Origin of the sequence: Streptomyces sp. NBC_00083, from assembly GCF_026343295.1 — a bacterium.
Taxonomy (GTDB): domain Bacteria; phylum Actinomycetota; class Actinomycetes; order Streptomycetales; family Streptomycetaceae; genus Streptomyces.
Map to the genome: position 1 here is coordinate 2,269,582 of NZ_JAPELY010000001.1, position 19,004 is coordinate 2,288,585.

18 protein-coding genes and 1 riboswitch are annotated in these 19,004 nt (G+C 71.7%); of the genes, 12 read left to right on the forward strand and 6 right to left on the reverse strand.

All coding sequences use genetic code 11. The features are described from left to right. Positions 1–72: 72 nt before the first annotated feature. The gene (locus OOJ98_RS10030; protein ID WP_267054269.1) at positions 73–2,430 is read right to left on the reverse strand and encodes a chitinase C-terminal domain-containing protein; all 2,358 of its coding nucleotides are present in this window, start codon (positions 2,428–2,430) and stop codon (positions 73–75) included. Between the two features lie 287 nt (positions 2,431–2,717). Then, a riboswitch (FMN riboswitch) is annotated at positions 2,718–2,848 on the forward strand. Positions 2,849–3,012: 164 nt separating this feature from the next. On the opposite strand from OOJ98_RS10030, the gene ribD reads away from it, so the two are divergent. From ribD to OOJ98_RS10080, 10 genes are all read left to right on the forward strand, one after another. After that, complete coding sequence (gene ribD / locus OOJ98_RS10035; protein ID WP_267054270.1) at positions 3,013–4,101, forward strand: bifunctional diaminohydroxyphosphoribosylaminopyrimidine deaminase/5-amino-6-(5-phosphoribosylamino)uracil reductase RibD; 1,089 nt, start codon at positions 3,013–3,015, stop codon at positions 4,099–4,101. Positions 4,102–4,103: 2 nt separating this feature from the next. Further along, positions 4,104–4,712 (forward strand): riboflavin synthase, encoded by a 609-nt coding sequence (locus OOJ98_RS10040; protein WP_267054271.1) that lies wholly within the window; start codon positions 4,104–4,106, stop codon positions 4,710–4,712. A 5-nt stretch (positions 4,713–4,717) separates the two neighbouring features. Then, the gene (locus OOJ98_RS10045; protein ID WP_267055584.1) at positions 4,718–5,362 is read left to right on the forward strand and encodes a nicotinamide mononucleotide transporter family protein; all 645 of its coding nucleotides are present in this window, start codon (positions 4,718–4,720) and stop codon (positions 5,360–5,362) included. Further along, the gene (locus OOJ98_RS10050) at positions 5,359–6,657 is read left to right on the forward strand and encodes a bifunctional 3,4-dihydroxy-2-butanone-4-phosphate synthase/GTP cyclohydrolase II (protein ID WP_267054272.1); all 1,299 of its coding nucleotides are present in this window, start codon (positions 5,359–5,361) and stop codon (positions 6,655–6,657) included. The genes OOJ98_RS10045 and OOJ98_RS10050 overlap by 4 nt, the downstream gene beginning before the upstream one ends. Positions 6,658–6,706: 49 nt before the next feature. After that, on the forward strand, positions 6,707–7,192 hold the full coding sequence (gene ribH, locus OOJ98_RS10055; protein ID WP_267054273.1) for a 6,7-dimethyl-8-ribityllumazine synthase: 486 nt from the start codon (positions 6,707–6,709) through the stop codon (positions 7,190–7,192). Between the two features lie 35 nt (positions 7,193–7,227). Further along, positions 7,228–7,509, forward strand: coding sequence for a phosphoribosyl-ATP diphosphatase (locus tag OOJ98_RS10060; RefSeq protein ID WP_267054274.1), 282 nt, complete (start codon positions 7,228–7,230; stop codon positions 7,507–7,509). A gap of 70 nt (positions 7,510–7,579) precedes the next feature. Beyond that, positions 7,580–8,437, forward strand: coding sequence for an ATP phosphoribosyltransferase (hisG, locus tag OOJ98_RS10065; protein WP_267054275.1), 858 nt, complete (start codon positions 7,580–7,582; stop codon positions 8,435–8,437). A 59-nt stretch (positions 8,438–8,496) separates the two neighbouring features. Further along, on the forward strand, positions 8,497–8,976 hold the full coding sequence (locus tag OOJ98_RS10070) for a PH domain-containing protein (protein WP_267054276.1): 480 nt from the start codon (positions 8,497–8,499) through the stop codon (positions 8,974–8,976). 184 nt (positions 8,977–9,160) lie between these two features. Further along, positions 9,161–10,498, forward strand: coding sequence for a hemolysin family protein (locus OOJ98_RS10075; RefSeq protein WP_267054277.1), 1,338 nt, complete (start codon positions 9,161–9,163; stop codon positions 10,496–10,498). Further along, positions 10,495–11,589: a hemolysin family protein gene (locus tag OOJ98_RS10080; protein WP_267054278.1), complete on the forward strand. Its 1,095-nt coding sequence runs from the start codon at positions 10,495–10,497 to the stop codon at positions 11,587–11,589. The genes OOJ98_RS10075 and OOJ98_RS10080 overlap by 4 nt, the downstream gene beginning before the upstream one ends. On the opposite strand, the gene OOJ98_RS10085 is transcribed toward OOJ98_RS10080, so the two are convergent. Beyond that, the gene (locus tag OOJ98_RS10085) at positions 11,590–13,485 is read right to left on the reverse strand and encodes an AAA family ATPase (protein WP_267054279.1); all 1,896 of its coding nucleotides are present in this window, start codon (positions 13,483–13,485) and stop codon (positions 11,590–11,592) included. Positions 13,486–13,817: 332 nt separating this feature from the next. Further along, positions 13,818–14,468, reverse strand: a complete 651-nt coding sequence (locus OOJ98_RS10090; RefSeq protein WP_267054280.1) for a uridine kinase — start codon at positions 14,466–14,468, stop codon at positions 13,818–13,820. A gap of 204 nt (positions 14,469–14,672) precedes the next feature. Between OOJ98_RS10090 and OOJ98_RS10095 the strand changes: the two genes are divergently transcribed. Then, a complete protein-coding gene (locus OOJ98_RS10095; RefSeq protein WP_267054281.1) occupies positions 14,673–16,043 on the forward strand; it encodes a peptidase C39 family protein in 1,371 nt (456 codons plus the stop codon). 116 nt (positions 16,044–16,159) lie between these two features. Beyond that, positions 16,160–16,324, forward strand: a complete 165-nt coding sequence (locus tag OOJ98_RS10100; protein WP_267054282.1) for an SCO1431 family membrane protein — start codon at positions 16,160–16,162, stop codon at positions 16,322–16,324. Here OOJ98_RS10100 and OOJ98_RS10105 read toward each other — a convergent pair. From OOJ98_RS10105 to OOJ98_RS10115, 3 genes are read right to left on the reverse strand one after another with little or no spacing between them, the layout of a single operon-like run. Next, positions 16,302–17,204, reverse strand: coding sequence for a hypothetical protein (locus tag OOJ98_RS10105; protein WP_267054283.1), 903 nt, complete (start codon positions 17,202–17,204; stop codon positions 16,302–16,304). The two genes, OOJ98_RS10100 and OOJ98_RS10105, sit on opposite strands and share 23 nt — an antisense overlap. Continuing rightward, complete coding sequence (locus tag OOJ98_RS10110) at positions 17,201–18,385, reverse strand: DUF6114 domain-containing protein (RefSeq protein ID WP_267054284.1); 1,185 nt, start codon at positions 18,383–18,385, stop codon at positions 17,201–17,203. Before OOJ98_RS10110 ends, OOJ98_RS10105 begins: the two co-directional genes overlap by 4 nt. Then, a complete protein-coding gene (locus OOJ98_RS10115) occupies positions 18,376–18,990 on the reverse strand; it encodes a DUF6230 family protein (protein ID WP_267054285.1) in 615 nt (204 codons plus the stop codon). The genes OOJ98_RS10110 and OOJ98_RS10115 overlap by 10 nt, the downstream gene beginning before the upstream one ends. Positions 18,991–19,004 lie beyond the last annotated feature (14 nt).

Consider the following 19,004-nt stretch of genomic DNA (forward strand, 5'->3'; position numbering starts at 1 on the left):
CCGTCAGGAGAAAAAGCCCGGCGACGGCCAAGGGCCGGGAGACCGCCGCCGGGCGTCTGGGTGGGGGTCGGATCAGCAGGCGCCGAGATCCTGCCAGACCCCCCAGTCACCGGTAGTACCCGGTTCTTCGCCCTTCGTCCACCACTTGGACTTCCAGGTGTGCGACTTGTACGAAACGGTCGTGCCGCCCCCGTAGGACGCTCCCGCCGACCAGGGCGCGGCCGAGCAGGTGCCGCCCGACGGCGTGGGCGACGGCGAGGGGCTTCCCGAGCCCGAAGGTGTCGGCGTGGGCGTGGGCGTCGAGGCGCCCGGGTCGGTCACGGTCGTACCCCGGGTGTGGTCGCCGGCCAGCGCGTAGGTCTTGCCACCGAAGGTCACCGTCCAGTTCGAGGGGGTGGAAACCGGCAGGTAGTAGACGAAGTCGAGGGTGACCGAGGCGCCCGGAGCCAGTGACTGCCAGGCCGGCAGCTTCAGCGAGACACGGTTGTAGTCGCCCTTGAGCCCGCCGATGTTGTTGGCCGCGGTGTGGTCGCTGCGCACGATCGTCGTGCCGAAGCCGGACTGGTCCTTGGCGTTGGCCGGGGCCGAGGTGCCGTAGTCGAACTGGAACTCCGTGCCGCCGGGCAGGGCCGCGGTGGTGTTGTTGGTGATCGTCACCTTGGGGCTGATGGGGTAGTTGGAGTCGCCGAGCGGGAACTGCCCGAAGTCCACGCCGATGTTGAGCGCCTGGCTCGGCAGGTCGATCGTGGAGCGCTTGTTGCCGTACGGGGTGGCCGACTTGAACTTGTCGTACATCTCGCTCGTCAGGGTCGAGCCCTGCTCGTACTGGCCCTTGGCCGCGTTCCACCCGTAGTCGCCGGCCAGCTCCCAGACCATGGTGCCGCCGATGCCCTTGTCCACGACGTAGTCGGCCTTGGCTCCCACCGACTGCTCGTCCTCGGTGGACAGGAAGACCTTCTTCTGGTCGTTCCACAGCCAGGGCGCCACCAGCGTGGAGTCGTAGTTGCGCACGTAGGTGCCGGTCAGCTTGGTGGTGGCGGGGAGGCCGTACTTGCCGACGTAGTCGCCGACGATGCCCTTCTCCAGGTTCTTGGCGTGCCACATCGGGTTGGAGCCGGCCGGGGCCTCCTTGCCGTTGGCATCCAGGTCGTGCCAGAGGTTGTCGATGCCGACCGCGCCGTCACCACAGGTGGTGAGGCCCGCACCGGCCGGGCAGGTGGTCGAGGGCGCCTTGCCCCACAGGCCGTTGGTGCCGCCCTGCACGTTCTCGAAGCCGCGGGTGTAGTACGGCAGGCCCATGTTGATGCGCCCGGCCGGCATGGAGCCGCGGAAGTAGTGGTAGGCCCAGTCGGCGTTGAGATATCCGATGCCGCCGTACTGCGAAGTGGAGTAGACCCCGGCGGCCGCGAGTTCCGCGTCCTTGCCGTCGTCGAAGAGGGAGGCGTTGGGACCGACGTACTGGTTCCAGGCGCCGTGCAGGTCGTACGACATGATGTTGACGTAGTCCAGGTACTGCTGGACCTGGAAGGTCTCCATGCCGCGCAGCAGATACCCGGAGGACGGCGCGGCCACGGACAGCAGATAGTGCTTGCCGTCGGCCGCCCCCGCGCGGTCGAGCTTCTCGCGCAACGACTTCATCAGGGCCGCGTAGCCCTTGACGAGACCGGCCCTGCGGGCGTTGGAGATGGTCAGGTCGAGCGGGTTGCCGGCGTCCTTCATCGTCGTCGGGTACTCGTAGTCGATGTCGACGCCGTTGAAGCCGTACTTCTTGATGAAGGCGACCGCCGAGTCGGCGAAGGTGTCGACGCCGGCCTGGTTGACCGAGCCGTCGGCGTTGGTGGCCATGGCGTAGAAGCCGCCGGAGTCCACGCGCTTGCCGTCGTCACCGAAGTAGCCGCCGGTCTCGGCCCAACCGCCCACGGAGATCAGGGTCTTGACGTTCGGGTGCTGCTTCTTGAACTTGTTGAGCAGGTTGAAGTGGCCCTTGTAGGGGAGCGAGGGGTCCATCTCGGCACCGGCGACGCCCGGCCAGGTCATGCCGGTCGCGGCGTTCTTGTCGCTGTCGCTCCCGATGGAGATCTTGTTGTCCGAACCGACGTGCGCGAAGGCGTAGTTGATGTGGGTTACCTTGTCCCACGGAATGTCGGACGCGAGGTAGGCGGGGGTCCCGTCCTGGCCGGTGCGCCAGCCGGTGAAGTAGCCGATGACGCGGCGCTGATGGTCGGCGCCCATCTTCTCGCGGCCGTCGGTGTCGTACACGGAGCAGTACGGGACGTCGACGCCCGGCGTCTTGTAGAGCCCGTCGGGGCGACAGGCCTCGTTGTCGACGGCGGCCTGCGAGACGCCGGTGGACAGCGAGCCGAACAGCAGCCCCGCGACCACGGTGGCGGTCGTGAGCAGCGCGGCCCGTCTGCGGGTGGGGGAGAACACGAGGGGGTTCCTCCTGGGAGGTGGGCGGAACACTACGAACAGGGCGGTGGTCGTGCGTGGCCCTGGCGTGCGCACACCGGCGGGCCCTCTCCTCGGAGGTGACGCAGAGATTAAAAGGACTAGACCAGTGCGTCAATAGGTATGGACCAAAGGCACATGCCATCGCTCGTGTCGCGCCGGACTCCCGGCCGGGCGCCACTCGAATCCGGCCATTCTGTGAGCCAGGCCACATCCACTCACTCGCATGGCCTCCGATCGGGCGTGGCACACTGGCCCTGTACCAGCAGCAGCGCACTCCGGGGTCGGTGTAATTCCGAACCGGCGGTTATAGTCCGCGACCCGTCCGCATCCAGCGGCCGGTTGACCAGGTGAAATTCCTGGACCGACGGTGAAAGTCCGGATGGGAGGCAGTGCGCGGCGGGCGGACCGTTCCTCGGTCACGTCGGCCGTCTGTTACCGGTCGTCCACCAGGGCACCGGTCTCTTTCGGCCGTGGCGTGAGCTGTGTCGACGGTTCCTTGTCCCGCTCTCTGTCGTCATCGACAGGCCCCGGAGTCCGTGCCCGAAGAGGCAGGAGGACCCGGTGGCACCCACAGCCGACGCAGACGCCATGCGCCGAGCCGTCGAGCTCGCGGCGCGCGGACTCGGCTCCACCAGCCCCAACCCGGTCGTCGGATGCGTCATCACCGACGCCTCGGGCACGGTCGTGGGCGAGGGACACCACCAGCGGGCCGGCGGCCCGCACGCCGAGGTCCACGCCCTCGCCGCAGCGGGCGACAAGGCCCGCGGCGGCACCGCCTACGTCACCCTGGAACCCTGCAACCACACCGGCCGCACCGGCCCCTGCGCACAGGCGCTCGTCGCGGCCGGCGTCGCCCGCGTCCTGTACGCGGTCGCCGACCCGAACCCGCAGGCCACCGGCGGCGCCGACACCCTGCGCGCGGCCGGGATCCAGGTGGAGGGCGGCCTGCTCGGCGACGAGGCCGAAGCCGGCAACACCGCCTGGCTCACCTCCGTGCGCCTCGGCCGGCCGCACGTCACCTGGAAGTACGCCGCCACGCTCGACGGGCGCACCGCCGCCGCGGACGGCACCAGCCGCTGGATCACCTCGGCCGAGGCCCGCGCCGACGTCCACCGGCTGCGCGCCGAGTGCGACGCCGTGATCGTCGGCTCCGGCACCGCCCGCACCGACGACCCGCACCTCGCCGTGCGCGGCGTCGAGGGAGCGACGCAGCCGCTGCGCCTGGCCGTCGACACCCACGCCACCGCCGTCAAGCCCGGCGCCCGCATCCTCGACGACGCCGCGCCCACCCTGATCGCGGTCGCCGACGACGCCGACGCGGCCCACCTGCCCGACGCCGCGGTCCTGCGCCTCCCGCGCGCCGCCACCGGCCTCGACATCCCCGCTCTGCTCGCCGCCCTGCACACCCGGGGCGTGCGCTCCGTACTCCTCGAAGGCGGGCCCACCCTGGCCGGCGCCTTCGTCGCCGCGGGCGCCGTCGACAAGGTCGTCGGCTACCTCGCACCCGCCCTGCTCGGCGCCGGTCCCACCGCGCTCGCCGACGCGGGAATCCCCACCATCACCGAGGCGTTGCGGCTCACCATCACCGAGGCCGTGCGCCTCGGTCCCGATCTGCGCATCACCGCCACCCCACTCGCCAAGGAGCGCTGAACGTGTTCACCGGAATCGTCGAAGAGCTGGGCGAGGTCGCCGCCATCGAGACCCTCGGTGACGCCTCCCGCTTCCGTCTGCGCGGCCCCCTCGTCACCGAAGGCGCCGGACACGGCGACTCCATCGCCGTCAACGGGGTGTGTCTGACGGTCGTGGAGTTCGGCGACGGCGAGTTCACCGCCGACGTGATGGACGAGACGCTGAAGCGTTCCAGCCTCGGCGCCCTCCAGGTCGGCTCCCGGGTCAACCTGGAGCGGCCCATGGCCGTCGGGGGCCGCCTCGGCGGACACATCGTGCAGGGCCACGTCGACGGCACCGGCACGGTCCTCGCCCGCACCCCCTCGGAGAACTGGGAGATCGTCAAGATCGCCCTGCCCGGCGGACTCTCCAAGTACGTCGTGGAGAAGGGCTCCATCACCGTGGACGGCGTCAGCCTCACCGTCGTGGAGGCCGCCGCCGACTACTTCACCATCAGCCTCATCCCGACCACCCTCGCGCTGACCACGCTCGGCATCAAGCAGCCCGGCGACCCGGTCAACCTGGAGGTCGACGTCATCGCCAAGTACGTCGAGCGGCTGCTCGGCGCGAGCCACGGGGGGACCGACAAGTGAGCGCAGTGAACTGGCTGAACGGCGAGGCCTTCACCCTCTTCGGGCAGCACATCAAGTGGTCGGACATGAGCGGCAACACCATCGGCCTGATCGCCCTCGCGCTCGGCTGGCGCCGCTCCATATGGACCTGGCCGGCCCAGTTCGTGTCGGGCCTCATCCTGTTCGTGGCGTTCGCCGCCGGACACCTCTCCGGCAGCGCCGGCAAGCAGGTCGTGGTGATGGTCGTCGCGGCCGGCGGCTGGCTCGCCTGGACCCGCGGCAAGCAGCAGGCGCAGGACGGCTCCATCGCCGTACGGTTCGCGACCTGGCGCGAGCGGGCCTTCCTGCTCGGCGGCGCCGCCGTCGGCACGGTCGCCGTGGCCGGCCTGTTCACCGCCTACCCCGCCCTGTCGTGGGACCCGTGGCCCGACGCCTACGTCTTCGTCGGCACCATCGTCGCCATGTACGCCCAGGCCCGCGGCATGGTCGAGTTCTGGTTCGCCTGGCTCCTCGTCGACCTGGTCGGCGTCCCCCTCAACTTCGCCAACGGCTACGCCTTCTCCGGCTTCGTCTACGTCATTTACGGCGCGCTCGTCCTGTGGGGCATGCGCGACTGGTGGCTGCGCTCGCGCACGAGCGTCAAGCCCGTCCTGGAAGGAGCGACGGCATGACCACGCACGCACCCACCTGGTACTCCACCGACAACCGCGAGGACCTCTCCCTCGACCCCGTCGAGCAGGCCGTCCGCGACATCGCGGCGGGCCGGCCCGTGGTCGTCGTCGACGACGAGGACCGCGAGAACGAGGGCGACCTCGTCATCGCCGCCGAGAAGGCCACCCCCGAGATCGTCGCGTTCATGATGAGCGAGTGCCGCGGTCTGATCTGCGCGCCCATGGAGGGCGAGGACCTCGACCGGCTCGAACTGCCCCAGATGGTCGAGCACAACACCGAGTCGATGAAGACCGCCTTCACCGTCTCCGTCGACGCGACCGCCGCCCACGGCGTCAGCACCGGCATCTCCGCCGCCGACCGCGCCACCACGCTGCGCCTGCTCGCCGACGGCCGCTCCGCCACCGGCGACTTCGTCCGCCCCGGCCACATCTTCCCGCTGCGCGCCAAGCCCGGCGGCGTCCTGGTGCGCAACGGCCACACCGAGGCCGCCGTCGACCTCGCCCGGCTCGCGGGGCTCGCCCCGGCCGGCGCCATCGTCGAGATCGCGGGCGAGGACGGCGTCATGCTGCGCCTGCCCGAACTCGTGCCGTTCGCCCGCAAGCACGGCCTGACGATCATCTCCATCGAGGACCTGATCGCCTACCGCCGCTCCGCCGAGCCCACCGTGCGCCGCGAGGCCGAGGTCCATCTGCCCACCGCCACGGGCGAGTTCACCGCGTACGGCTACCGCTCCACCGTCGACGGCGTCGAGCACGTGGCCCTGGTCCACGGCGACATCGGCGACGGCGAGGACGTCCTGGTGCGCGTCCACTCCGAATGCCTGACCGGCGACATCTTCCACTCGCTGCGCTGCGACTGCGGCCCGCAGCTGCAGGCCTCCATGGAACGCATCACCGAGGCCGGCCGCGGCATCGTGGTCTACCTGCGCGGCCACGAGGGCCGCGGCATCGGCCTGCTGTCCAAGCTCCGGGCCTACGAACTCCAGGAGCGCGGCCGCGACACCCTCGACGCCAACCTGGAGCTCGGCCTGCCCGCCGACGCCCGCGACTACGCCGCCGGCGCCCAGATCCTCGCCGACCTCGGCGTGCACAGCCTGCGGCTCATGACCAACAACCCCGACAAGATCACCGCCCTGGTGCGGCACGGCCTGACCGTGTCGGGCCGGGAGCCGATGCCCGTCCAGGCGGGCGAGCACAACCTGCGGTACCTGAAGACCAAGCGGGACCGCATGGGGCACGACCTGCCGTGGCTGGACGGCGCCCCGGCGCCGATGTCGGCCTGCGGCAACCAGTGACCCCGTAACCACGTCAGTCAGCACACCGGAAAGACCTGAAGGAGAGCACGTGAGTGGCAAGGGCGCACCCGAACTGTCCGTACGCAACTGCGGAGACCTCCGTGTCGCCGTCGTCGCGGCACAGTGGCACGAGAAGGTGATGGACGGACTCGTCGACGGCGCCCTGCGCGCCCTGCACGAGCTCGGCATCGACGAGCCGACACTGCTGCGCGTGCCCGGCAGCTTCGAACTGCCGGTCGTGGCGAAGGTCCTCGCGGGCCGCGGCTACGATGCCGTCGTCGCGCTCGGTGTCGTCATCAGGGGCGGCACCCCGCACTTCGAGTACGTGTGCCAGGGTGTCACCAACGGCCTCACCCAGGTCACCGTGGACACCGGCGTACCCGTCGGGTTCGGCGTACTGACCTGCGACACCGAGGAGCAGGCCCTGGACCGGGCCGGCCTCGAAGGGTCGAACGAGGACAAGGGGCACGAAGCGGTCACCGCCGCCGTCGCCACCGCGGCCACGCTGCGCACGGTCAGCGAACCCTGGCGCTGAGCGACCGGAAACCACCCCTTACCCTAAGAAGCATCATGGCGAACAAACCCTCCAAGAGCTTCGAAGAGCTCTTCACCGAGCTCCAGCTCAAGGCCGCCAACGGCGACCCCTCCACCTCCCGCACCGCCGAGCTGGTGGGCAAGGGCGTGCATGCCATCGGCAAGAAGGTCGTCGAGGAGGCCGCCGAAGTCTGGATGGCCGCCGAGTACGAGGGCAAGGAAGCCGCCGCCGAGGAGATCTCGCAGCTGCTGTACCACGTCCAGGTGATGATGGTCGCGCGCGGGATCTCCCTCGACGACGTCTACGCCCACCTCTGAGCACACCCTGCGCCCGGCCCACCGCCGCGCACCCACCGGCACCACTTCGTCCACAAAGGAAGCTGACCTCATGCTGCGCATCGCCGTCCCCAACAAGGGTTCACTCTCCGGGCCTGCGTCGGCGATGCTCCATGAGGCCGGCTACCGGATGCGCAAGGAGTCGAAGGAACTCGTCACCGTCGACCCCGTCAACGAGGTCGAGTTCTTCTACCTGCGGCCCAAGGACATCGCGATCTACGTGTCCGCGGGCAAGCTGGACATCGGCATCACCGGCGAGGACCTGCTGATCGACTCCGGCGCCGACGCCGAGGTCATCCTGCCGCTCGGCTTCGCCCGCTCCACCTTCCGCTTCGCCGCGAAGCCCGGCACCGTCACCTCCGTCCAGGACCTGGCGGGCAAGACGATCGCCACCTCCTACGAGGGCATCGTCGGCAAGCACCTCGCCGAGGCCGGCGTGAAGGCCTCCGTGGTGCACCTGGACGGCGCCGTGGAGACCGCGATCGAGCTCGGCGTCGCCGAGGCCATCGCGGACGTCGTGGAGACCGGGACCTCGCTGCGCAACGCGGGCCTCGAAGTCTTCGGCGAGCCGATCATGAAGTCCGAAGCGGCCGTCATCCGCGGCACCGTCACGGCGACCGACGGCGCCGCGCAGCTGAAGGTCGAGCAGTTCCTGCGCCGCCTCCAGGGCGTCCTGGTCGCCCGCAGCTACGTGATGATGGACTACGACTGCCGCGCCGAGCACCTGGAGCGGGCCGTCGCGCTCACCCCCGGTCTCGAATCGCCGACGATCTCCCCGCTGCACAACGAGGGCTGGGTCGCCGTCCGCTCGATGGTCCCCGCCAATGACTCCCAGCGGGTCATGGACGACCTGTACGAGCTGGGCGCCCGCGCCATCCTCACCACGGCCATCCACGCCTGCCGCCTCTGACCCCGCCGGCGACGACGACAGCCCCGACAGCCCCGACAGCAACGAAAGCGAACGACACCGTGTCCGCCCCCGCACCCCGACCGCCCGGCCTGCCGGTCACGTTCAGGCCGACCGCCACCCGTGCGGTCCTCCTGATCAGCGCGGCCGCCATGTTCGTCGCCATGACGGTGATGTCGCTGCTCCTGGAGACCCTCAGCGGGGGCGAGCGGGGCAGCTTCATCCTGATGGCCGCCCTGTTCGCCGCGGTGCTCGTCCTGCTCAGCCGCCCCAAGGTCGTCGCCGACGACCACGGGGTCACCGTGGTCAACCTCACCGGCAGGCGCCGCCTCGCCTGGGCGGAGATCCTGCGGGTCAACCTCCGCCAGGGCGACCCCTGGGTCTTCCTCGACCTCTCCGACGGCACCAGCCTGCCCGCCCTCGGCATCCAGCCGGCCAGCGGCAGAGCGCGGGCCATCCGCGACGCCAAGGCACTGCGCTCCCTCGCGGAAATCCACGGCACGCGGACCGATTCACCCGGCACGGCTCACGACAACGGCTGAGCCCCCTGCCCCACCCGGCACCATCTTGATTACCCTGATGTCGGCGGCGCCGAGCGCGCCCCGCCCCGCACACGCGCCTGCACCACCGGCCGCGGGGCCACCTGCGACCCGAGGAGTGACTCCCTCCAGCAATGGACGGATCGTCCGGTAGTACCTGCGCCGCCCCCTCCCAGGAGGCGGCGGCATGACCATCTCACTCGTGCTGCTCTGCGCGGCATTCCTTCTCATCCTCGCCAACGGCTTCTTCGTGGCCGCCGAATTCGGCCTGGTCACCGTCGACCGGCCGGACGCCGAGCGCGCCGCGGCCGAGGGCGACCGCCGGGCCCGCACCGTGGTGCGCGCCCTGCGCGAGCTGTCCTTCCAGCTGTCGGGGACCCAGCTCGGCATCACCATCACCTCGCTCGTCGTCGGCATGCTCGCCGAGCCCGCGCTCGCCGACCTGCTCGACGGGCCGATCGCCGCCACCGGCCTGCCGCACGGCGCCGCGTCCGGCATCAGCGTCGTGCTCGGCATGCTGCTCGCCGCCGCCGTGCAAATGGTGATCGGCGAACTCGTACCGAAGAACTGGGCGGTCTCCAAGCCGCTCCAGGTGGCCCGCTTCGTGGCCGGCCCCCAGGACCGCTTCTCGCGGCTGTTCCGGCCGGTCATCGCGCTGCTCAACACCGTCGCCAACCGCTTGGTGCGGGCGCTCGGTGTGGAGCCCGCCGACGAGCTGGCCTCCGCCCGCACCCCCGGCGAACTGGTCTCCCTGGTGAAGCACTCCGCCCAGGCCGGCGCCCTGGAACAGGACACCGCGGACCTCTTCGTACGGACCCTCTCGCTCGGCCACCTCACCGCGGAGAACGTGATGACCCCCCGCGTCAAGGTCAGCGCCCTGCAGACCACGGCGACCGCCGCCGACGTGCTCAACCTGACCCGCGCCACCGGCCTCTCCCGCTTCCCCGTCTACCGGGAGCGGATCGACGAGGTCGTCGGCATGGTCCACCTCAAGGACGCCCTCGCGGTACGCCCCGAGGAGCGGCTGCGCACCGCGGTGGGCCTGATCGCCGTGCCGCCGCTGCTCGTCCCCCAGACGCTGCCCGTGCAGCACCTCCTGGGGCGGCTGCGCAGCGAGCAGCCGATCGCCGTCGTCGTCGACGAGTACGGGGGCACGGCCGGCGTCGTGACCCTGGAGGACATCGTCGAGGAGCTGGTCGGCGAGGTGCGCGACGAGCACGACGGCGTGGACGCCGGCCGGCCCGAGCTCGCCGCGGTGGCGCCCGAGGACGGCAGGCCCGCCTGGGAGGCCGACGGCAGCTGCCGGGTCCTGCACCTGGGCCGGATAGGTCTCGAAGCCCCCGAGGGGCCCTACGAGACCGTCGCCGGGCTCGTCGCCGACCTGCTCGGCCGCATCCCGGTCCCCGGCGACCGGGTGGAGCTGCCCGGCTGGCGGATCCAGGTCCGTCAGGTCGAGCGGTACCGCGCGGAGCGGGTCCGCTTCGTGCGTGCCGCCGACGCACCCCTGGCGGAGGCCACCCGATGAGCGTGCTCCAACTCCTGTTCGCGCTGCTGCTCGTGCTCGCCAACGGGTTCTTCGTCGGCGCCGAGTTCGCACTGGTCTCCGTGCGCCGCAGCCAGATCGAACCGCTGGCCGCCTCCTCCGCGCGCGCCCGCCAGGTGCTGCACGGCCTGGAGAACCTGCCGCAGATGATGGCCGCCGCCCAATTCGGCATCACCATCTGCTCGTTGACGCTCGGCGCGGTCGCCGAGCCGACCGTGGCCCGGCTCCTGGAACCCCTCTTCCACGCGGCCGGGCTCCCCGAGGGCCTCGTCCACCCGCTCGGCTACGTCATCGCGCTGGCGCTGGTGGTCTCGCTGCACCTCGTCATCGGTGAGATGGTCCCGAAGAACCTGGCCATGGCGGCGCCGGAGCGGACCGCGCTGTGGTTCAGCCCGGGGCTGGTCGCCTTCGCACGGGTCTGCAAGCCGGTGACGATCGCGCTCGGCGCCTGTGCGCGCCTGATCCTCAAGCTCTTCCGGGTCGAGCCCAAGGACGAGGTGGAGGCCGTCTTCACCAGCGTCCAGCTCGGCCGTCTCGTCGAGGACTCCGGCCAGGCCGGGCTCCTGGAGCCCGAGGCGCAGGAGCGCCTGGAGGACGCCCTGGAGCTCGGCAGCCGCCCGGTGACCGAGGTCCTGCTCGACCGGGCGTCCCTGGTCACGGTGGGCTGCGCGGTCACCCCGCGGGAGCTGGAGGAGCTCACGGTGCGCACCGGGTTCTCCCGCTTCCCGGTGTGCGCCGAGGGAGGCGCCTTCATGGGCTTCCTGCACGTCAAGGACGTACTCGACGTGGAGGAACGGGAGCGCGCCGTGCCGCAGCAGCTGTGGCGCCCGCTCGCCACCCTGCGGGCCGAACTGCCCCTGGACGACGCGCTCACCGTGATGCGCCGCGCCGCCACCCACCTCGCCCAGGTCACCGACGGATCCGGCCGGGTGCTCGGCCTCGTCGCCCTGGAGGACATGCTGGAGATGCTGGTGGGCGAGGTCCGCGACCCCGCGCACCGCGAGGAGCCCACCCCGCTGACGCGGCTCGCCGAGCCCCGCGGCGAACAGGCACAGCAGGCCCTGGCCGGCTAGCTAGAGCGGTTCCTGAGGGTCGCGGCGGGCGGGGCCGCGACCCGACAGGACCTCGCCGTAGGCCTGCATCAGATCGGGCAGCCGCAGCGTGGAGAGGTCGTCCCGGGTCGGCGTCGTCGGATACAGCGACAGCCTCAGGTCCCGGTAGGCGCAGCTCTTCTCGTACAGGGTGCGCAGGAAGCGGCCGTTGCCCAGCTCGTCGATCCAGCCCTGGTCGACGACGTGGCCGCTGATCGAGCGCAGCTCGTCGAGGGCCTCCTCGTCCCACGCGTCGCCGTTCTCGGCGGCGAGCACCTCGCCGATCGAGGTCAGCTCCAGGGGGCGGTAGGAGGGGAAGTCGACGCGGGTGGTGAAGCGGGAGGACAGGCCCGGGTTGGTGGCGAGCAGCCGGTCCATGCCCTCGGGGTATCCGGCGAGGATCACCACCAGGTGATCGCGGTTGTCCTCGGCCCGTTTGAGGAGCACCTGGAGCGCCTCGTCGCCGTACGCGTCGCCCTTGCTGTAGCCGGAGTTGGAGAGCGAGTACGCCTCGTCGACGAAGAGCACGCCGCCCAGCGCCGAGTCGATCAGCTCGTTGGCCTTGACGGCGGTCTGGCCGAGGAACTCGCCGACCAGGTCGGCTCGTTGGGCCTCCACCAGATGGTCGCCGCCGAGCAGCCCGAGCGCGTAGAAGACCCGGCCCAGGATGCGGGCCACGGTGGTCTTGCCGGTGCCCGAGGGGCCCGAGAAGACAAAGTGACGTTTCGGCGGCTGGACGGGTAATCCCTGACTGGCTCTGAGCCGAGCCATGTTGAGCTGTGCGGAGAGCGCCTTGACCTGACGCTTGACCGGTTCGAGGCCGACCATCCGCTCCAGCTCGGCCAGCGCCTCGGCGAGCAGCACCGAGTCGGTGGGCCCCGCCGGGAACCGTGGGGCGCCGGGCTGAGCCGGCCCGCCCGGCTTGTCCCGTACGCCGTCGCGCCCCGGGCCGGCTGGACCGGCGAGCGGTGCCGGGGGCTCCCCGATGAGCCTCAGCTCGCGGCCGTCGGGCTGCTCGAACCCGGGGACGGTCTCGGCCTCCGCCTCCACGGTGTCCCCGAAGCCGGACAGGGCGACCGCGGCCAGATCGGGGGGATCGTCGGAGCCGTCGAACCCGTCGTTCTCGGTGATGGCGGTGAGACGGGCCGCGGTGTCCATGAACGCGGGATCGACGCGGTGCACCGCCCGGTACAGCGGCAGGGCGGCGGCCGAGCGCCCGGTGCCCTCGTGGGCGCGGGCCAGCCAGTAGCGCAGCTCCTTGCGCTGGGGCTGTTCGCTGCGGCAGCGCATCAGGGCGGCCGAGAGCAGAGGCTCCGCCTGGCCGAACATGTCGAGGCGGACCCGCGCCATCCCGCCGAACAGGCCGGCCTCGATGCCGAGCAGCGGATCGTCCACCAACGGCTCGGTGTGGCGCACCAGTTGCTCCCAGTCCTTGACCAGGTAGGCGCGGCAGGCGTGCAGGAAACGGACCTGAGGATCGGCGTCGACGGGCGGCAGACCCGCCAACGCCCGGTCCAGCTCGGGCACATGGCGTCCGTCGAGCCAGTGCGAGGCGTGCGCGAGCAGCAGATCGCGCGGACTCTCCAGGACCGGCTGCACCCACCAGCCGAGCCAGTACCAGGAGTTGAGGGTCCTGCGATGACTCGCCCGCTGCTCGCCGAAACGTTCGCGGTGGCGATACATGCGCAGCAGCGCGGTGGTGGTGTCCACCCGCAGCGCGTGCAGCCCGAGCCAGCCGTCCGCCATCGAGGGGTCGAGCCGCACGGCCGTGCGGAACTCCTCCTCGGCCTGCGGATACGCGCCCATCGTGTACGCGTCCACCCCGCGCAGCCAGGCGAGATCGGCCGGGGCGTGCGCGCCCGTAGTGCCGAAGTCCATCACGTCCCCCACACCGTGCCCCGTGCTGAACCGCCAATTCGCCCAAGGGAATTGACGGGAGTTGACCGCACCGAGGGCATCGTACCTGCGAGGGGGCCTCCTGCCGTAGGGGGCGCGGAGGGGGCATTGGTGGTGACCGAGGGTGAGCGAAAAGCCCTGGGTGACGGCCCGAAGCGGGCGGAAAGGACAGAACGAAGCCCCCGATCACGGGGGAACAACCGGGGGCTTCGTGTCCGCGGCGACTTCGGAAAGCCGCACATTGAGAACGTAAGACCTGTATGGCCCCTGGGTCAAGCGGAGTTGAGGCACTGTGTGGGCCGATTTGCGACTCTTCAGCAAGGCGGGGTGAGGCCGTCACGCTGGGTGAGCGAATGAGGAGCGTCGAGTGTCGACTCGGGCCCCGGGCGCCACGTGTACCCCTCGGGCACCTGGCGCACCACCGCGTCCGCGAAGGGGCGCGAGGGGTCGTCGTCGAAATGACGCACCTCCGCCCGTGTCCACGCGTCCCAGAAGGCGGAGAGCTCCGGTCCGTCGCGGTGTCGGCCGCGTGCCCAGGACGACTCCGCGCCGAGCTCCATCCAGACGAGCAGGGCCAGCGCGGGGCGCAGCGCGCGGCGGCCGGCCCCGACCCCCTCGACGATCACCACCGGCGCGGGCTCCAGGGCGCGGGCCGGCCCGCAGCACCGCAGCTGCCAGTCGTACGGCTCGTACCGGGCGGCCTCGCCGCGCGCGAACGGGTCGAGCACCTGCCGGCGCAGCCGGTGCGTCCAGCCGAAGAACTCCTCGTGCGTGGCGAGATCGTCCAGATGCAGCACCGGCGCCCCACCGAGCGCCTGGGCGAGGCGGCCGGCCAGCGTGGACTTGCCCGAGCCCGCGTGCCCGTCCACCGCGACCAGCCGCACCGGCCCGCACGAGGGCCTCGACTCCCTTACGCGGGCGGCCAGTTCGGGCAGGGCGTTGCCGGGGGGAGGCGAGCTGTTCATGCGTCCTGCCTGGGTATGGTCGAAGGTCCGGGGTCCGACCGTACCCGGTGGCGGTACGCCCACCCAGGTCATGCCAGTGGTCGAGACCAATATTGACGGCGGGACGCGTGCCGAATCACTGGCAGGACGGACCCCCTTCCCGGGATAGTTGGCCCGCTGTCGTGCACGCACCGCCCCATCCGTAACCGACTGGGGGTCCCCACCATGACCGGCTCCACCCCACGCAGAACCTTCCTCGCCGCGGCCGTCGCCGTCGCGGCCGGTGCCGCCGTGACCTCGTCCGGCGGACCGGCGGCAGCCGCCGCGTCCGGCGCCGCGTCCCGAACCAGACAGGGCCAACAGCTCGTGGACAACCAGGCCTGGACCACCCACGCCCAGTGGCGCTCGGGCGCCGCGCACGGCGTGCGCGCCGAGGACGGCCGCCGTCCGGGCATCGTGATCGACCGCCCCGCCGGGACCACCGTCTACACCGACCCGCACACCGGGGCGAGCGCCACCTGGGAGTACGCGAGCTGGACCTCGCCCCTTCACCGCTCCACCGTCCCCGCCACCGAGGCCGTCGCCCACTGGAACGCGCACACCCCCGCCGGGACCTGGCTCCAGGTCGAACTGCTCGGCACGTACACCGACGGCACCGCGACCCCCGCGTACGTCATGGGCCGCTGGACGGCCGGCGACGGCGACACCGACATCCGGCGCACCTCCGTCGACGGCCAGGGCGACGGCAAGAGCTCCATCTCGACGGACACCTTCGCCATCGGCGCCCCCGCCACCGGGCTGCGCCTGGCCGCCTACCGGCTGCGGATCACGCTGTACCGCCGGCCGGGCAGCCGGCTCACGCCGACCGTGTGGCGGGTCGGCGCGATGGCCTCCGACGTTCCCGACCGGTTCACGGTGGACGCCTCGACCCCGGGTTTCGCGGGCGAGCTGGAGGTGCCGAGCTACTCGCAGGAGATCCACAAGGGCCAGTACCCCCAGTACGACAACGGCGGCGAGGCCTGGTGCAGCCCCACCTCCTCGCAAATGATCATCGAGTACTGGGGGCGGAAGCCCAGCCCCGCCGACCTCGCCTGGGTCGACCCCGCCTACGCCGACCCCCAGGTCTGCCAGGCGGCCCGCGGCACCTACGACTACCAGTACGCCGGGTGCGGCAACTGGCCTTTCAACGCGGCGTACGCCGCCACCTACCGGGACATGAGCGCCGTCGTGACCCGGCTGCGCTCCCTGAACGACGTGGAGGGCCTGATTCGCGCGGGCATCCCGGCCATAACGTCCCAGTCCTTCCTGGCGACGGAGCTGACCGGCGCCGGCTACGGCACCTCCGGCCATCTGATGACGGTGACCGGCTTCACCGGCACCGGGGACGTGATCGCACACGATCCCGCCTCGCCCGACGACAGCGCGGTCCGCCGCGTCTACAAGAGGCGCGAGTTCGAGAACATCTGGCTGCGCACCAAGCGCCACAACGCGAGCGGCAACGTGGTGTCCGGCACAGGCGGCGTCTGCTACCTGTACTGGCCCGCGGACCCGACGCCCGTGCAGCGCACGGCCCTCGCGGCCGTCGGCATCCGCTGAGGGGCCGACCGGCACCCCGGGGCAGTGATGTTCGTCTCTACCCCGGGGGCCCGGTCCGCTGGCACTGTGGAACGGTCACCGGGGGGACCGTGCACCACACGACCGAGTGAGTTCCCATGACCCTGCCTGCCACCACGCTCGACGACCCCCGCGCCCTGGCCGAGCTGCGCGCCCGCACCGGCGGCCCCAAGGACACCGGCCCCAAGATCCTCGAACACGTCCTGGGCTGGACCCTCGTGGTGGTCATCGCCATGCTGGTCACTCAGGCCGGGCTGCTGTAGCCGGCCCCCGGTCGAACTCCGCACCGGCCCTCCAGTGCCGGTGCGGAACCCCCACGAGGCCGTACAGGAAGCGCACCGGAGAGCGCCGGGCCAGGAGCGCCGCTCCCGCCAGGACCGCGAAGAGCGCGAGGCCCAGCGGCCACCCCGTCAGGCGCACCAGGGCGCTCGCGGCGAGGGCGCCGACGCAGGGCAGCCCGTAGACACCGGCCGCCGCGACGGCCACCGCGACGATCCGTGGCACCTTCCGGTCCTCGTCCGCGCCCGGCAGCTCCCAGCCCTCCATGAGCCAGCCGATCTCCATGACGAGCAGGGTGCCGATCACCGCCGCGCCGAGCACGAGGAGCGCGAGGAACGTCCCCGACGTCACGAAGTGCAGCACGTGGTTGACCACGCTGTCCCGCGGCCACGCGCGCAGCTCCCGCGGGGCGGTGGTGAGCAGCCGGCGGTAGCCCGTGCCGTCCCAGCCGTGGACGAGCACCGCGCACAGCAGGAAGTGCCCGCCGACGCTCTGCAGGTAGGCCCAGTATCCGGCGCCCACGAGCACCAGCGCCTGTGCGACGAGGAAGCCGAGCACCGCGGCGACCACCGTGCCCCCCGCGTCGAGGAACACGAACCCGGCCCAGACGCCGTGCGCGTCGTGAGCCACCTGCATCGTCGCCCACGACGGGTTCTGCCACAGCATGAAGAGCCCCGTGGGCACCTGAAGCACCGCGGCGAAGAGCACGGTCAGGGTGAGGTACGGATTCGCGGCGCGGCTGCGCGTGCGCACCCCCTCCTCGTGCACCGAGCGCTGCCACCACTGGAGCTGGCGGGCGGCCGAGACGGCGAGGGTGGCGCCCGTCGCGTACGCCCAGAACAGCGCGGCCTGGATCGGGATCACGAGGCCCCCAGGGTCAGGCCGTTCGCGACGATCGAGTCCGAGGTGACCAGGGCCTGTTCGGCCGTCACCCGGGTCATGAACACGAACGGCGGGACGACCGGCGGCACCGGCAGGGTGGTGGGGTCGAAGGTGAGGCAGAGCAGCCCTTCGAGACAGCCGCTGAACTTGCTGAGATAGAGCGTCACGTTCCCGCTGAGGTCCAACGAGTCTGCTCCCAGGGCGAGTTCGTCATGGCCGTCGCGGGTCTTGAGGCGGTAGTCGGTGAGCGAGGCCGAGGTCATCCGGAGCACCATCACCTTGAGGGGGCCCTGCGCCGTGGGCACGGTCGTCACCCCGGCGAGCAGGAAGCCGTGGGGGGCGAAGCGCGTGGTGGTCACCGCGGGCGGCACCAGGGGCGCGGTGACGGCGCCCGCCCTCGGCGGAGCCGGAGACGGTGGGGCCTGCGTCTGCGCCTGCGCCGGTGGGCGCGGGTCCAGGGCGATCAGCAGGGCCACGGGCAGGGCGGCGGCGAGCGTGCGCTGCGTGCGTACGGAGGTCGCGCGCCCGGTGGCCTGCTCCTTCGGCGTCCAGCCGAACCCCATGGCGCTGCCCGCGATCCCGAGCGCCATCCCGACGAGGAACCCGCCGAGGTTGGTGGCCGCGAAGGAGAGCACCGACAGGATCAGGGCGTTGAGGGACACGTAGTGCCGGGTGTGCGGCAGGACCCACAGGAAGAGTCCGGCGACGACGAGGGCAAGGCCGATGCCGATCGCGGCGATTCCGCCGAGGCCCAGGCTGACCAGGATGGTGAGCGGAGACAGCGGCACCACGAGCAGCTCCGTGCCGCCGAGCACGAGCAGGAGCCCGGCCCAGAACGGCCGGGTCCGCCGCCATCCCCGCAGCGCGCGCCGGGCCTCGGGCAGCGGGAGCCGCTCGTCGAGCCAGGGGTACCGGACGCCGGACGTGCCGGTCGGGCCGGACCGGGCGGAGGTGCCACCGGGCCGGTCCGGCCGGGGCCGGTCGGGCCGGGGCGCCCAGGCCCAGGGTGCAGCGGTCGGCGGTGAGCCGTCCCGCGCCCGCGCCCCCGGCCGCGTCCGGGGTGCAGGGCCCTCGGGGGCGCCACCCGGGGTGCCGCTCTCGTCCGGGGTGGCGGCCCCGCCGGCGCGGGGTGGCCGGAGCAGGGCCAGCCGCCTCAGAAGCACTTCTTGCCGCCGATGCTCACATCGACCTTCATCCCCTTCAGGCGGAAGTCGCCACCGGTCGCCGACCAGGCGTGCGACTTCACGCCGTCGACCTCGATGGAGCCGGCCTGGAGGCCGAACTTGCCCGGCTGGCCCTGAACTCCCTTGACAGCATCCAGAGTTGAGGCGTCCCGGCCTATCTGGGCGGTGCCGAACCGCGCGTCGCCGACCAAGTCCTCGCCGTCGATGACCAGATTGCTGGCGGTGACCTCGCCCGCGTCGCCGCCCGCCGTCAGCTTGAAGACCACCGTGCCGACGGGGGTGCTCACCTCGGCGGACTGGCAGATGTCGCTGAGCCTCGCGTCGCCGATGCCGAGCAGCGCCACGGGGTGGCCCTTGCCGTCGACGGACCGGTCGGTCTGGACGTACGAGGAGAGCCCCGAGCTGGTCAGCTTGCCCGACGCGACCTGGAAACTGGTGCCGGAGACCGCGAACGACGCGGCCAGCGCGCCCTCGGCCATCACATTGGCCATGATCCCGACCGCGACGACCGCCGGAAGGGCGACGACCGCGGTCTTCCTCCATGCTGTTCTGCCCTCGGCCAACGGCCTTCTGGCTGCGCTCACTTGATCCTCCCGTA